The 14,905-nt window shown below is 48.5% G+C and carries 14 protein-coding genes; 6 read left to right on the top strand and 8 right to left on the bottom strand.

Translation table 11 applies throughout. The features are described from left to right. Nucleotides 1-682: UTRA domain-containing protein (locus tag K3T82_RS36215; RefSeq protein ID WP_220198337.1), on the top strand; the 682-nt coding region annotated here is incomplete at its 5' end. 31 nt (nt 683-713) lie between these two features. Here K3T82_RS36215 and K3T82_RS36210 read toward each other — a convergent pair. From K3T82_RS36210 to K3T82_RS36200, 3 genes are read right to left on the bottom strand one after another with little or no spacing between them, the layout of a single operon-like run. Then, nucleotides 714-2,312, bottom strand: a complete 1,599-nt coding sequence (locus K3T82_RS36210; protein WP_220198336.1) for a hypothetical protein — start codon at nt 2,310-2,312, stop codon at nt 714-716. A gap of 11 nt (nt 2,313-2,323) precedes the next feature. Further along, nucleotides 2,324-4,114 (bottom strand): amino acid adenylation domain-containing protein, encoded by a 1,791-nt coding sequence (locus K3T82_RS36205; protein WP_220198335.1) that lies wholly within the window; start codon nt 4,112-4,114, stop codon nt 2,324-2,326. A gap of 54 nt (nt 4,115-4,168) precedes the next feature. Beyond that, nucleotides 4,169-4,936 (bottom strand): alpha/beta fold hydrolase, encoded by a 768-nt coding sequence (locus K3T82_RS36200; RefSeq protein WP_220198334.1) that lies wholly within the window; start codon nt 4,934-4,936, stop codon nt 4,169-4,171. Between the two features lie 650 nt (nt 4,937-5,586). Between K3T82_RS36200 and K3T82_RS36195 the strand changes: the two genes are divergently transcribed. The 4 genes from K3T82_RS36195 to K3T82_RS36180 all read left to right on the top strand — a co-directional run bounded on the left by K3T82_RS36195 (nt 5,587) and on the right by K3T82_RS36180 (nt 8,059). Further along, the gene (locus K3T82_RS36195) at nt 5,587-6,177 is read left to right on the top strand and encodes a response regulator transcription factor (RefSeq protein WP_220198333.1); all 591 of its coding nucleotides are present in this window, start codon (nt 5,587-5,589) and stop codon (nt 6,175-6,177) included. Between the two features lie 37 nt (nt 6,178-6,214). Continuing rightward, on the top strand, nt 6,215-6,556 hold the full coding sequence (locus K3T82_RS36190; protein ID WP_220198332.1) for a hypothetical protein: 342 nt from the start codon (nt 6,215-6,217) through the stop codon (nt 6,554-6,556). 177 nt (nt 6,557-6,733) lie between these two features. After that, nucleotides 6,734-7,324 (top strand): hypothetical protein, encoded by a 591-nt coding sequence (locus K3T82_RS36185; RefSeq protein WP_220198331.1) that lies wholly within the window; start codon nt 6,734-6,736, stop codon nt 7,322-7,324. A 93-nt stretch (nt 7,325-7,417) separates the two neighbouring features. Then, on the top strand, nt 7,418-8,059 hold the full coding sequence (locus K3T82_RS36180; protein ID WP_220198330.1) for a hypothetical protein: 642 nt from the start codon (nt 7,418-7,420) through the stop codon (nt 8,057-8,059). Nucleotides 8,060-8,171: 112 nt separating this feature from the next. Here the strand turns inward: K3T82_RS36180 and K3T82_RS36175 are convergent, their stop codons facing one another. The 3 genes from K3T82_RS36175 to K3T82_RS36165 all read right to left on the bottom strand — a co-directional run bounded on the left by K3T82_RS36175 (nt 8,172) and on the right by K3T82_RS36165 (nt 11,094). Next, nucleotides 8,172-8,867 carry a hypothetical protein gene (locus tag K3T82_RS36175; RefSeq protein WP_220198329.1) on the bottom strand — a complete coding sequence of 232 codons (696 nt, stop codon included), beginning with the start codon at nt 8,865-8,867 and terminating at the stop codon, nt 8,172-8,174. A gap of 166 nt (nt 8,868-9,033) precedes the next feature. Next, nucleotides 9,034-10,485 carry a hypothetical protein gene (locus K3T82_RS36170; protein ID WP_220198328.1) on the bottom strand — a complete coding sequence of 484 codons (1,452 nt, stop codon included), beginning with the start codon at nt 10,483-10,485 and terminating at the stop codon, nt 9,034-9,036. 30 nt (nt 10,486-10,515) lie between these two features. Continuing rightward, complete coding sequence (locus tag K3T82_RS36165; protein WP_220198327.1) at nt 10,516-11,094, bottom strand: recombinase family protein; 579 nt, start codon at nt 11,092-11,094, stop codon at nt 10,516-10,518. Nucleotides 11,095-11,427: 333 nt separating this feature from the next. On the opposite strand from K3T82_RS36165, the gene K3T82_RS36160 reads away from it, so the two are divergent. Beyond that, complete coding sequence (locus K3T82_RS36160; RefSeq protein ID WP_220198326.1) at nt 11,428-12,738, top strand: NF041680 family putative transposase; 1,311 nt, start codon at nt 11,428-11,430, stop codon at nt 12,736-12,738. Nucleotides 12,739-13,495: 757 nt separating this feature from the next. On the opposite strand, the gene K3T82_RS36155 is transcribed toward K3T82_RS36160, so the two are convergent. Together K3T82_RS36155 and K3T82_RS36150 are read right to left on the bottom strand one after the other, a co-directional pair. Then, on the bottom strand, nt 13,496-14,314 hold the full coding sequence (locus K3T82_RS36155) for an IS3 family transposase (protein WP_236031778.1): 819 nt from the start codon (nt 14,312-14,314) through the stop codon (nt 13,496-13,498). A 2-nt stretch (nt 14,315-14,316) separates the two neighbouring features. Then, nucleotides 14,317-14,634, bottom strand: a complete 318-nt coding sequence (locus K3T82_RS36150; RefSeq protein ID WP_220198325.1) for a transposase — start codon at nt 14,632-14,634, stop codon at nt 14,317-14,319. Nucleotides 14,635-14,905: the final 271 nt, after the last annotated feature.

The following is a 14,905-nucleotide window of genomic DNA, read 5'->3' as shown; positions in this document are numbered from 1 at the left end:
TTCAGGCACCCATCTGCTCATTCCCAAGCAACTCGAAGAGACCTATCACATCAACAATACGACGACGCAAATGCTCTTGATGCGGCTTGCTAACGAAGGGCTGGTTAAGATTCTTCCAGTGCGCGAGCGGTCGTGGCCCAATAATGCCTCCCTCAATGAGTATCATGTCGCCGAACTCGTTCAGGCCCAACCAGCACTTTTGCGTCGTCATAATGCCAGAAATCCAGACCTTTCTCCCCTTGAGAAAGAGGTCCTCCTGCTCAAGATCCAATATGCCGACCAGGAGATCGCTCACCTCTTGTCTCTCAAGGAAGGTGAGAAAGTGGTACTGTATCGCGAGCGCAACCGACGCACAGATACAACCGTCATGGCGATCAGCGATATGTATCTCCCGTTCTGGTTTGTCGAAGTGCTCCCCGAAGTTGAGCGGCCAGAGAGCAATGTCTACCAACTTCTACAACACCTTGGCAAGATTCCTCACTCTTGTATGGAGACGGTTAGCTTGGCTCACGCTCATAGCCTCGAACGAACGCTGTTTGAACTCTCTCCCGATGATCCAGCGCCCCTCCTCAAGGTCAAGCGACGTGTCTTCGATGAGCAAAAGCAACCTCTTGTCGTGCAATTCTTGACCTTGAGAGGGGAAAGCGCCAGTTTAGAATACTCCTTTCCGTTCACTGCATAGACCTCTGAAGGTTCGGTCTTGCGGTAATAGATCAAGCGCTGCGCTTCTCAGATGAGGCATGATCGTCTTGATGGATGTTTCCAAACCGCGAACGGAACTCTTTAAGAGATGCTGCGGAAGAGCGATACTCGTTTGTCAGGTGTGGAGCCGCCCCGCGACATCCCGCTTGTACAAGGGCGGTATAGTGCGCTTTCGCGATGTCTGCCGTCACGAGCCCAAGCGTGAGAGGTGTGTGCAATGCTTGGGTGAGCGCACCTGCCAGGAGACACCCCATCGCCTCGCGTGCGGTGGTATCACGTAATCCAATGGCTTCTTCTGCGTGGAGCAGTCTCTCCACCCAACTCTGAACATCGCTGGTATCGAGAGTGCTGGGGTCTGATAGCGATATGCCCTCCATAGACGGGTGTGCCTTGGTCTGAGACGTTGTTCGTGATGGCACAGTCGGAATGTAACGTATCTCGTGCATTGGCTGCGGCACAGTCAACTCTCCTGCTTCAGTCGCCAGAATATCCCCATGCACATGGATGCGCTGAAGAAGGCGGGAAACGTCAAAAATGTGCGGCCCACTATCATCGATAAGCAGGGCTCCAGGAGTGAGCCGATCTACATCGAGGATATCGCCAACATTGGTGGCACCAATGATGAGTGAGGCGTCATACACCTGGGAGGGAACGTGGCCGGGTTCTCCCAGAGCCATATGAAGCTTTCCCTGATACCCAATCTGGCGAAGTTCCCTTTCGAGAGCCGAGAGATTCCGTTGGTACAGATCACACAGGATGAGTTCTTTGGGATGAGGGAGTACCTCTAACAGTAAGCGTAGCGATGCCTGCCCGATACTTCCCAGTCCCAAAAAGGCAACCCGTTCCTGACTGAGATAACGCCCTGCCTCTTCGAGCAACCGAGCCACATTCATGACCACTGCCGAGGCAGTGATTGCATGCCCGGTGGTGACGGTTGGAGGGAGCGGCGGACATTGAGAAGCGGGTTGAGATAGCTCCTGATACATTGCTGCTGTTTGTTCGCGATCATCGTGTAAGCGTTTCGCCAGATCATGTCCATAGCCGAGCGCTGACGGGATCAGCCCAGTGAGGGCAACGGTTATGGCACCCGCACTTTGTGCGAGGTAGGTGGCTTCGCAAGCCAGATTCAGGAGATGTTCGCGATGCTCATAAAGAAGATGCGCTTCAATGGGCAAGAGGAACATACCGATCCGCCCAAACGGTGTCGAGACTATATGCGTGAGCGTTGGGCGAGGGCCGAAGGCTTCATGTATGGTCTGCCGTTGCTCATCATGAGCAAGTGTGGGCAGATAGGAAAGCGCTGCGGCATCGAGAGTGGGAATCTGCCGCGCCAGAACGAGAGGAAGCAAGGGAGCATGCTTGATGGTAACAAAGGATGATCGTGTTGTCTGCTTCCTTAATGCTGTTGGTTGTCTCTGAGGTGGTGCTTCACATTGGCCTGCGGCAAGTAATGGAGCGAGCGAGGCTCCATGCGCGTGTGCGTAATGAGAGAGTGCCTGTGCATAGCTGGCAATGGTTGGGTCCTTCGCAGAAAGGAACAGCCGAAGCACCTGATCGCCGGGCCAGTTCAAGCGATGCGCCACATGGGAGGCAAATGTTGCCAGATGCAATGACTGCCATCCTATCGTGTCAAGCTGAGTCTCACTTGTGATCTCATTGGGTTGGAGAAGCAGCATGGGGCGCACAATGCATGAAGCGCCCGATGAAGACTCGTGGCAGATGCTTGGGAGGCGAGAGCTGTTGTGCTCTCAAGAAGAGAAGATGAAGATGCTCCTGTGAGCAGGGAGGGTTGGACGTTGTCGCGCCAGGCGGATTGGATAAGTAGAGAACGGTCTCGCTTTCCGTTGGTGGTGAGTGGAAGATCGGGAACGCGATAGAAACGACCTGGAATGAGATAGCTGGGATGCATCGCAAAGAGCGCACGGAACGAAGCCAGCAAATCAGAGACAGATTGACCATCTTGTTTTGCAGTGGGTTGGAACACCAGAAAGGCGACAAGCATGGCTTGCTCTCCGCTTCCTTCGACTGAACAGGCGACATCTTGGACCGCTGGGTGCCCACGGAGAATATTTTCAATGGCTTCCAGTTCAATGCACAAACCTCGCAGTTTGACTTGCCCATCACGTCTACCGATGAAGATCAAGTTCCCATCTGGCTGCGCTCGCACGATATCCCCCGTCCGATAGAGTCGTCCGAATCGGACATCATCAAGAAACCGCTCACGTGTGCTGTCAGAGCGATTGAGATAGCCAAGAGCAAGACCATCTCCACCTACATACAACTCTCCATCCTCTCCGGGCAGGACCTCGCGTTGCTGGTCATCAAGCACATAACAGGAGCTTGCTGGAAGTGCCTGCCCAATAGGCAATGGCTTCTCATATTCGGCGAGAGGATGAAATGTGTCTACCTCATACCAAGCTGAGAAGACCGTGTTTTCCGTTGGCCCATACATGTGCAAGAGCCTTCGTGGAGGATGTGAGGCAAGCAGTGCTTCAATCGCGCTGGTATCAGTCGCTTCCCCACCAAACAAGACCGCTTCCAGGTCGGAAAAACCGTCAGGAAACTGCCTTGCGTATCGATGAAAGAGAGCGGTTGTCAGAAAGAGGACACTGATGTGATGCTGCTTGAGCGCGTCAAAGAATGCTTGTCCCGCAAGCACCAATTCTTTGGGAAAACTCACAAGGCAACCCCCGTTGAGCAGTGTTCCCCAGATTTCGAACGTCGATGCATCAAAGGTAAGCGACGCACAGTGGGCGATATATTGCCCTGGTCGTATGGGGAGATAATCTGGGTGCAAAAAACGAGCCAGGACAGCTCGGTGCGGAATACGCACCCCCTTTGGCTTACCAGTTGTCCCAGAGGTGTAGAGCACATACAGTAATTGCTCGCTACCGTAGGGACTGTGGCTGGGTGCGGAGGACGAAGATGCTACTTCTGCTTGTATCTTCTTTGCAGCATTTTCGGCTCTGAGCATTGAAGCATGAATCACTTGCTCGATGTGAATGGGATGTGATGTCTGTGGAGGTGCTTCCACAAGGAGGAGGCGTACATGGGCATCAAGAAGTTGCATGTTCTGATAGACTTGAGGCCATTCAGGATCGAGTGGGAGATAGGCGGCACCACTGGCGACAATGCCCAGAATTGCCGTGAGCGCCGCTCGTCCTCTGTTCAGGCGAAAGGCAACGATCTCCCCTGGACGCACACCAGCATCCTGAAGCAAGTCCGCGATGGCTTGGGCCTCCTGAAATATGTCTTGATAGGTAATGGCTGTAGAGACTCCATTGCTCGTCAGCTCAATGAGCGCGGGAGCATTGGGCGTCTGGTATACCTGTTTCGCGAAGGCGTCCCAAACGGACGTCTCGATCGGATGAGCATGGGATTCGTGGGCATTTGCTGAAATCGTGATGGTCATGGTTGTAGTGGTTCTCCTTGGTAGGCGTTTTGCTGTTTGTGCTGGAATGTACGCTTAGCATGTGATGGAGACAGTGGCAGAGAGGTTCATCCTGTCAGCAGTGTTTTTGTGCGTGAGAGAAGTATGAAGCCGCGAAGAGCCTGAGAGGTCGGAAAGTGTCAGAGACTCATGCAGGATCTCGAAATGGTCTTTCTGAAGGGAAGGGCGTGGACCTTGCAGGATTCTTGCGAGCGCCTGTGAGCAGGCAAGCGGAACCACATGAGCCTCTCGGAACGCCTGCCAGAAGCGATCATTGAGATTATGAGATGGAGGGAGCATATAGCACGCCACCTGCTGCATGAGTGTATAGAGCATATTTGTAGACATGCTAGATCCATTGCAGCTGAGAAACTCCAGCAGTTCCGACGATGGGCGACGCTTAGCTCCAATCAGATACACTTCTGTCAGCCCTGAGAGCCCATGCTCCTGGAGGACGTGATGCAGGATGTGAGAGGTCAAGGTTGAACTTCCGACGATGCCCCAGTTCTGGTCCTGTAGTTGAAAGAAGGTGATGAGCTGGCGAAGGTCGCTGGCAAAATGAGTTAACGAATAGGCATCGTTATCTAGCGGCTTTGAGGAGTTGCCATGTCCTCGCAAGTCAAAGGTTATAACGTAGTAGTTGCTTGAGAGTGTGGCGAGAAAGGGCTGAAAGAGCATCTGACTCTGCCACGCGCCAGGCATGAGGATGAGAGGCATGTTACGACGATAGCCCTGAGTTGTGACACTCAGATGCATCGTTTCTGCGATTGGAAGCAAAAAGTGACGATGTTCGTACGGTTGCATAGAGGGCTCCTTGTAATTCATGGTTGATAGCAAGTAATCCAAATGGAAATTTCCGTTGTGAATGCCAATGTCAGCCAGCGGAGACCATGATGAGAGATGTGTCATGTGCTTTTACATAGATCATTAGCATGTCCGTAAAAGTGCATGACATACATTTGTAGATTAATACGATGAGAAGAATTGGTTTCCCTCATTCATGATCGTGCTTGGCAATACTAACGGCTGCCATAAGTATGCCAAAGTCCATCATCCCAGTCCATAACAGAACTGTTGTATTGCCACGCACTTCTGTTTGACGCTCCTCCTTCTTATTACTGTTGTGATACTTCTTGTGCTTGTAGCAATTTTTGTGTTTGCTTTAGTGCAACTTACAACCTCTTAAAGAGAGCAAGGCCCATGAAACCTTTCAGTTTTTATGTCGGCGGCCTTGCTTCTTTCAACGCATATCAGAATGTTAACCCGTATAGGCACTTTACGCTCGACATGACGGAGTGCATTCCTCTCTCAAATTTTTATTGCATAAAGTGGAAATTATCCAAAAAACTGTGCCGCACTTATTTACTTTGCGGCTACAAGGCGTATTCCTTAACGCAGAAATAATGGCTATGACATTGCTACTGTAGGCAATCCGCTGGAAGACCAGGAGATGATTGAGTAGCTCCTCTCCTGGTCTTATACTTTTTGATATTCGTATGCTGGTCATGGCTGGCATAGAACTGGTCAAGCGCATAAATGAAGATGGATATTCAATTCCAGTAATCTTTATAAACGCCTGCACAGACATCTCTGACAAAATGCGCGGCTTCGCACTCAAGGCTGAGGACTACATTTGCAAGCCCTATGATTACCAAGAACTGCTCGCGCATGCGCAAATAGCTGAACGCCATATAACAAGGTCGAATATAAACCGCAATCTGAAGGTTAGGCCACTGGAGCTATTGTCTGAGGCGCTACAAGTTACTATCAATGGCGATAAAGTAATCACGCTCACACCCACCGAAATGCAGGTCATGACACTGCTTATGAACAATGCCGATAAGGTAGTGGAGCGAGACAGATTCTTTAATCAGCTCTGGCAGGAGGAGACGAACAAAGTACTTGATGTCTATATCGCCAGGTTGCTCAGGAAACTTGGGAAGGCTGGCAAGAATATCGCGTGTGTGCGCCACTGCTACAGACTAAAATATAGTTTGCCTTACTGGTTGGTTGCCTTTATCGTAGGAGTGTATTACCTGATTTAATCGTAATACAGCACTTCACTCGAAAGGATTTCTACTTATGTCGACGATCTATTATCCCGATGGCCGCGAAGAGGAAGTTCAACCAGCTAATGGCACCGATTTTTCTGTTCAGGAGCTGACGAACATTGTTGGTGGACACCTTGAGTTCATCAACACCCGCGATGGCCGGCTGAGGATCATCGACGAGCACGGTAAGAGCAATCAGAAGCCCTATAATGCCAAAGCAACCGCTCTGGCCGACATATCGTCAGCCAACGAGCGAGCCCAGGCAATAGCCGACTTCCAAAAGCTTAGCATTAGAGTTATTGGATCGCAGGATATGGCAGAAGACTTTATTGTAGGAACGGCCTTGGTCTGTGGTCAGAAAGAGGTGAAGTAGAAAAAGGCGACGTAGTGTGTACTACGTCGCTATATTATTTCTCTATCAATGCAAATCGCTATGCGGCAGTACTTTTACTTTCTAGCCGGGCATGTTTCCTTTTATCGAGGCTCGCTAAATGCGTTATATCTACTGATGAGATATTCGGCTCCTTATCATCGTTTGAGCAGGTAGGTTATGATACTAGATCCAAATCTGATGGCACTTATATCAACAGTAGTAGGTGGACTATTAGCAATAACAGGGGGCTTCCTTGCCACCAGCTTTTCTCAGCGTATTACAGAGAAGGCCGAAAAACGCAAACAAACGCGCGAAAGGGTGGAAGAGCTATATATCCTCTCTACTCAAATCAAAGAGTGGGCTAAAGTTCAACTTTTGCGTGCCTGCGAAGTGGGAGAATTTACTCTCCAGCTTAAAGCACCTGGGTGGTTTTTCGATGCAGTGAAGACTGAACCAGATTGCCCTATTGAAAAAATGGAGATGCTGGTCTATCTCTATCTACCCTCGCTTATAAGGCCGTTCGAAACCTATCATACGCGCGTACTGGCAATCCAACATTTGGAAACTGAAATGCGAAATAGCGTCTATTCTAAGCACGCGTTAGAAGCTCACTGCAATGCTGCTTTGGTAAGGACTACTGACATAGAGGAGAGATTAGCAAAAGATACCAATGCTGTTGTCGAGTTTATTGTTCAGGTGCTTGATAACTTTGAACAGAGTCAGCAGGAGCTACGAGTTGCTTTGCAGCAAATTGCGGAAAAAAGTTAAGTTGGTCATATTAGCTCTATAATTTTTCTGTGCCCCTATCCGTAAACGGTGCATATACTGTACGCGCATACATTTGGTAAAGAGGTGAAGTCGTTGATACAAGAACCTATAAACAACCCTCCCCGTCGGAACATACAGGATCTCAAAAATATTATTGGGCACTTTATGCGACTTCGTTCTAAAAACGCGCAGCCAGAAGATATTGAGCCATTTCTTGCTGATCTTTCAAAGCTAGGGGCTGATGAGAAGGCTACCTCAGTTCTTAAGGAAGCATTTATTGATACCATCGCAGCGAATCAAAATGACGCAAGGTCAGCACGGACTGATAAAGTACTTGTTGGCGGGCTTACAGCAATAGATCTTGTTATCTTTCAAGCACTTCTGTCATTCAATCCAATTGACATCGCAACTGTTATTGCTTTGATTGCATTAGGCTTATCAATCCTAGCTGCCGGAGGCTATCTCTTTATCCGCTTTATACAAGAGGATCACAACATTCAAGATTATGACTGGAAAGTTATTGGAATCTTTCCATTTATATCGCTGCTAGCCACTGCGATAGGAATACCTGCTGCCATTTGGCATGTTTCATGGCTTGCTGCAATTATCTTTTTCGTATCGTCCGTGATCATAGGTATCTTTTGTGTGTTCTACTATGCATCTGTTGCAATAAGAGCGGAGGCGAAAAAACGATATGAATTCACCCAGAGTGGGCATATGGATGCAAATAGCTAATTCTTCTGAAAAGCGTTAAATTGGTCATGACGAACTGATGTCTCAATCTGGCAGACGAGGTTAGATGAGCTACCAGCTAAAAACAAGTCAGTTCTATTGTAAATGATGGATTTTAGCCAGTTGTATCAGGTTTTTTTGCTGAAAGAAGTTTTAGTAACTCTGATCCAAGTGAAATGAGAGATAATATAGTAGCGTTATCAACTTGGAAAGTATAATTATGAGCTATTTTATTTCTAATTCCCTGAAAGTCTCTGTATGCTGATAACGCTGTAGGAGGGAAAAGCCCCTTTTCGATTCCGGTTTCTATTGCTTTGTTTGTGGGCGGGAAACGTAGAATTAAACCTCCAGATCTCAAGTCAAGTTGAGCCTCTTCGAGTCTCATACGCACAGTCGTCTCTATCTTGGATGAGAGAAGAAGCAACGCAGCACGAGGATCTCTAGCTGCTTCTCTTAAAACCTCCTCAACTTCAGGTGATATATTTTGGGGTATCTCTGCTTCAGAATTTTCAACTTCAGCTTTTTCAACATTGCTTTCCAAACCACTTAGCTCAAGTTCCAGTTCCCAAGCCTTAAACTTTTTGATCCTCTTCATGTAGGGGAATAGAAAATCTAGCCTTGGTAAGAGAAATAAACCAATAGCTGTAAGCCCAAGCCAAATATTGATGCTGTCAAATGCAAGATGCGGCCAAATTGAGTGAATCGCAATGAGCATCAGGCATAATATAATGACGAGTGCTTTTTTCCAATCTCGTTTGAACCACAACTTGTGGCGCTTCCCTTTATGAGCACTATCAGTTGTTTTGTCCATTGATCACCTAAACTAGTACATTAACCTATAAAATTTGTACGTTCAGGCACGCACTTTTTGAAAAGTGTCATTTACGGTCTCTATGGCTATAGAGCATCGATTAAATGCTCATTGGCTGACCTCCGATGACCTTCTATTCTCTGAGGTCCATATGGGAGTCATCATCCTACCAATCATCTGTGCTAGTAAGCTTTTCCCTGTTACGCTCAAGTGCCTTTGCTAGTACATTCAAATTGAGCTTGTTCTTTATCAGATCGAGTATACGCTGGTAGTCTCTTTTAGATATCCACGTCTTCAGCTTCGATGCATCAATTGCCTCGGCTAACTCCTCTTCTATGTCTTTTTGACCCACCAGCAAATTTAGAACTTTAGCTATATGCTCTTCTTTAAATCTGAACTCTAATCGTTCGTTCACAAAAGCTTCAAATATGATTCCTCTTAAAAAAGGGGTACTCAAATCATTTGGATCTGTTTGGAGCGTTGACATATAAAGCGAGGCATAGCTCGACCCTCCCTCCGCAACCTGTAATATATTACGGCCTAATTCTTCTTGTTGTTCTGGCAAAAGTGCGGCTATCTCACTTCTACTTTTTGCGGCTATGAGCTTTATGGCTGGATTTTGCTTGTACCAGTCATGGGACTTCAGAGCTGCTAATATGGTGGCGTAGCTGGTACTGATTTTGAGGTTCGCAGCCTTTATAGTTTCGATACCCACATTTTGCAATTTCTGTTTCTGCTCATTGGATAATAATCCGTCATCCGAAAATTGTTCGACTCGTTTCAGACGGGAAGGTCGAGTATCAGCATACGTAACGCTGTACGAAACAATATAATCATTGGCCCTTACGCCAACTGCTTCAAATAAGCTCCCGCTGGTAAGAATAATATGGTGTGTTGTTATTGGATATTTTGATACAAAGTTGTGCCACTGTTCGGCAGAGTAAAAATCACACCCGACACTGAGCAGAAACTCATTTAAGAACCATGAACCTCTCTCTATTAATATCTGCAATGAAGCATCATCATATGATGGTTCGAGCATCTCTACATATTTCTCCAGCAGATACCCGTAGACCATCGTGGCAATGCGAGTGCTCATTTCTCTGGCAAATGACCTTACACTTTCCTCACTATGCTCCAGATAATGAACATCAGAGAATAACTTATCTATCAGGGTCTGCACGAAACCATGTTTTAATAATGTTGGTTTTCCAAGTACTTCGCCTACAACTACTGCGGCAGCACTGGCAAGCTCTTCGTCACTTGGAGCAGTTCCATAAGGGTGTCCATAAACGCATCTCATCTTATAAACATTTTCAAGCTTCTGGTAAGCAAAATCATCAATGAAGCCATACTGCTTTGCTTCATCCAGAATCACTATGTCTGCGCTGCTGTGGTTACTCTCTGCTTGTTCAATTCTCTTAATAGCTTTATTGGCTCTGCCATCACGAACAACAGCTTCGCGGAATTTGTGCTTTATTCCTTCGGCACAAGCAATCCAGATCAATATATATGCACCTCTGGGCGCACCATGAAGTGCAGATAAAACCGCCTCTTGAAACAGGGGGCGATCTTCTTCGGTTAGTATCCTCTCAAAATATTTAGATAAGTCTGTCACATCTCACCTCAATTGAACTCGTTAAGCAATCTACTGATCCTGTCCTCTTTGGCTTTTTCCCACATACTTATACAATGTCGCCCGCGAAATATGGAGGGTATCACAGATGTCTTTGATGCTATGCTCTCCGCTCGCATAGAGTGACCCGGCGAGTGCCGCTTTTTTATCGTCCAGCGCTTTCGGGCGGCCACCGAGCCTGCCATGTGCGCATGCTGCTTGCAGTCCGGCATTGGTGCGATCCCGTATGACTTCGCGCTCAAATTCCGCCAGCGCCCCAAAGATATGAAACACCAGCTTGCCGCCAGGCATCGTCGTGTCAATGTTCTCCTGCAAACTTCTAAAACCAACCTCGCGACTTTGTAAATCGTTGATTAGCTCAATGAGCTGCTTCAGCGTCTGGCCAAGGCGGTCAAGACGCCACACCACCAAGGTATCTCCTGCTCGCAGATGGCTTAGAGCTTCGTCCAGACCTTTACGCTCAATCTTTGCACCGCTGATTGTGTCTTTGTAGATACGCTTGGCCTCACAACCAGCTTTCAGGAGAAGAGCATCGAGCTGAAGGTCAAGATTCTGGTCATGGGTAGAGACACGAGCATAGCCGATTAGCATACCTACTCCTTATTTGTTAGAACAGCGCTAGCTGTCCTGCCTTCTTCTGGGCTTTGCGCTGAAAATGTAAGCCAAGTACAGCCTTGTACATAACGCAGGTTAGAAAAAGACATCCTCTACTTCATCAGCTTTCGGCACACGGCCGAGTTCGTCATATAGTGCGACGGCTATCTTTGCTTTGAGCAACCGCTTTTCTGTTCGCGGGAGATTGTTGCCATAACGTTTTTATTTTGCTGTTTAGACAAAAGAAAACAAAAGGCACCCCAACCTTGCGGAGGGCTGCCTAAAAGAAGTAAAGTTCTCATAATCACAAAACAAAAGGACTTTACTTGCATGGACTGTAGCACATTGAACCGGTTTCGTCACGATGTCTATGACTGTTTTCTGCGATCTGCGGACACGTTGTGGAATAGCGTCGACGCGCTCATGAGCACGACCGAAGCCACCTCGTTCCCAGAGATCTCGCAATCGTTGTGGTTTGAGCGAAAATGGCCCAGCCTCTACAAGGCGTTTGAGAAGGGACGTATCGATGAAAAGCGCTTGCGAAGGACCTTTGTATCCTATCTCAAGCCACCAGAGGCTCTTCACTGGTACTGGATCGGCATTGATGCCAGTAGTATTGCTCGAGCCGAGGCGGTCACCTCGGCAGATCGAACGGCTCAACAGGTGCATAACTTGCCAGAGTGTAAGAAGGCAGTGACGTTTGGCTGGCAATTCTCGACCGTGGTGGTCTTGCCACCAACACCCAGTAGCTGGACCTACATTCTCGATCAACAACGAGTGCATTCGCAGACCACGGCTCTTGAAGTAGCCTACGCGCAACTGGCGTGCCTGGTTCCCCAACTGCCAGCGCCGGCCATTGTCCTGCTGGATCGAGGCTACGATGCCACGTGGTTGTGGTGTCGCTGTAGCAGCTTGGGGGTCGGGATCCTGGGCCGTCTCAAAAGCAATCGCTGTTTTTACCGGGTTGTGCCCCCACCGACAGGGAAAAGAGGGGCTCCACGCAAAGATGGGGCCAAGCTTCAGCCCAAGGATCGGAGCACGCATGGGCAGCCCGATGGCGTCTGGAGCGGAACTGATGCCAAAGGTCGTCGCGTGGAGGTGACCTTCTGGAAGAAGGTGCATGTCAAGCAGGCTCGTTGGCTGGACGTGACGCTCATTCGGGTCGTGCGACCTCATGCCAGCAACAAGGAGCGCGATCCACGCACCAGTTGGTTTGTCTGGATCGGCAATCAAGATGCCGATGTGGTGCAGATTGCGTTGGGATATGTGCTGCGCTTTGGACAAGAGCATGGCTACCGTTTTGACAAACAGGCTCTCTTGTGGGAGAAGCCACGCTTGCGGACCCCCCAACAATTTGAGCGATGGAGCCATCTGGTGGCGATTGCACACAATCATTTGGTGTTGGCGCGTTCCCTGGTGGAACCGCAATTGCGTCCGTGGGAAAGCACGCAGCGCCAGCCAACTCCACAGCAGGTGAGGCGCGGGATGGACAAATTGTTGGCATGTTTGGGGACTCCTGCACGCCCCCCTCAACCTCGAGGAAAATCGAAAGGCCGCGAAAAAGGGGCAACCGTGAAGAAGGCCGAGCGTTTTGCCATTATTCGCAAAACGCCAAAGCTGCCTCAACTTGTTCCATCGTGATGTCACTCCACGCATCCTTGTTGAATATCTTTCGCTCCACGGAATTTCTTGTGAAGTTCTGGCAGAGCCTTTTATTCCAAACGCCAATTTTATTGTCTCAAAACTCATAAAGTAATTCAAGTTTCTATACGTTTAACTACGCTGAAGACACTATGCATTTGGATCAAGTGTTGTTCGTCTATAAAACGGTAATATTCTTCACTGCCCGTTCCATAGAGGTATGTAGTCTTTTTGGTATCAGAAAGATCCCAGAGAAAGATGCTCCCAACTCCAACCCCCACCACAATTTGTTGGTTGTTAGATGACCATGCGAGACAGGCAATCCACCTGCCTGGTCCATCATTGCAAGCAAGTAGAGAACGCGTATGTGTATCAACGACAAGAATGCTGCCCTGCCCAGCGCAACATGCTACCCAATTTCCATCCGATGACCAACAGGCATTATAAAGTGCGCTGCCTTCTTGGAAGATTTCTTCTCTTACGCCTTTGAATACTAATGAGACTGCCCTCTCTTTCTTCTGCTGTACAAGCATATAAAATGAGACATAAATGGCATTCCTCTAAAAAAGGAAACACTCTTTATTACCTCCTCACTTACTGAGGGAAGTATTGCATATCACTAAAAATTTAGTGCGCTATCGCCCCAGAAGGCTTGCATACATGCATTATGTACAATCCATTTCCCAATGCCTACCGCAAAAGGTGTGATTGTAGACAACTTTGTACTGGACCCAGAAACCTGGAGATATTTTCGACATCAAGTTTCAGAATGCTTTGCCTTCCACTGAGCTTCGAACTCAGCGGGGGGAACATAGGCTAAAGCAGAATGGACACGCTTAGTCATGTAGACTTCATCAAGAAATCGAGCGATATGCGCCCGAGCATCGCTGAGATCCTCATAGTCGTGCAGCGATACCTCTTCCTCCTTCAGTGTGCGCATCAGCCTCTCGGCATAGGCATTCTCGGTGGGTCTGCCTCTAGCTGCCATGCTCACCTGGGCCTCAACCGAATGCAACAAGGCCACATAGCCAGTTGCAGCATATTGCACACCCTGATCCGAATGATGAATCTCTGGTCGATGCTCTTGCAAGGCACGTAGCAGAGCCGCTTTAGGGAGATCTTCGAGCATATTGCTTGTCAGCTCCCATCCGCGGATACTGCGGGTAAAGATGTCCATGATGACCGCTAAGAACCCAAACTGCTTCGGTAAACGGATGTAGGTCAGATCTGCACACCAGACCTGATCAGGTCGAACAATCTCCAACTGTTTCACCAGGTTGGGGAAACGATTATAGGGATGCCGACTCATCGTGGTATGACAGTAGCGACGAACCTGAACCAACAGGTTCTCTTCACGCATCAGTCGTTGAATATGCTTGCGATTGATGTCCCACCCACGTCGACGCAGTTCGGCGGTCAGGCGTCGTGAGCCATAGCGCGGATACTCTACGGCAATCACTTCTACCGCCTCACGCAGCTCCTGTTCTTCATCAGCCTGCGAGCAATAGTAGTAGGTGCTTTCCGAAAGACCCAACACCTCACACAAGGTACGCACCGGATAGGCCACTGCTAGCATCCTTACGATCTCTCGGCGTTGCTCGCGCGAGAGGGCAGCAGTCTCAAGGCTTTTTTTGACGCGTCCAGTTCCATCGTGAGCCGTCCCACCATTCGCTCCAGATCAGCAATGCGTTGTTCATCCTTGGCTTCTTGGCTCTTGACGCGCGGATCGGTAAAAACCTGGGGAGCACGTTCGAGAAAGACATCTCGCCAATGACACACCAGATCCGTAGCCACCTCGTGTTCTCGGCAAATCTGTGCCATGGTCTTTTCGCCCTTGAGGACTTCTAGCACGACTTGCAGTTTCAGGTCCGCGTTGTATATCTTATGTTTGCCCATGTGAACCTCTTTCCAGACAGTATAGACCTGCCATTGAAATGGCTTGTCTCCAACTTCTGGGGTCCACTACACTTCAAGATTATACATTTTCTTCCTTAGCAAGTATTCTGGCAAGACGTTTGACCCTTTTCAATGATTTTGTGTATTTTGTCAGCAGCATTACCGCAAGTGATGGTGTTTCCTATCATGTGCAACTTTTTCAACCCTATTGTGTCACTGCTCTGATAGGCATTGACAAAAGCGGCGACAAACATTATCCTTTGACCATACA

Origin of the sequence: Ktedonospora formicarum (assembly GCF_016587355.1) — a bacterium.
Lineage (GTDB): Bacteria > Chloroflexota > Ktedonobacteria > Ktedonobacterales > Ktedonobacteraceae > Ktedonobacter > Ktedonobacter formicarum.
This window is presented reverse-complemented; position numbering and strand designations above follow the sequence as displayed.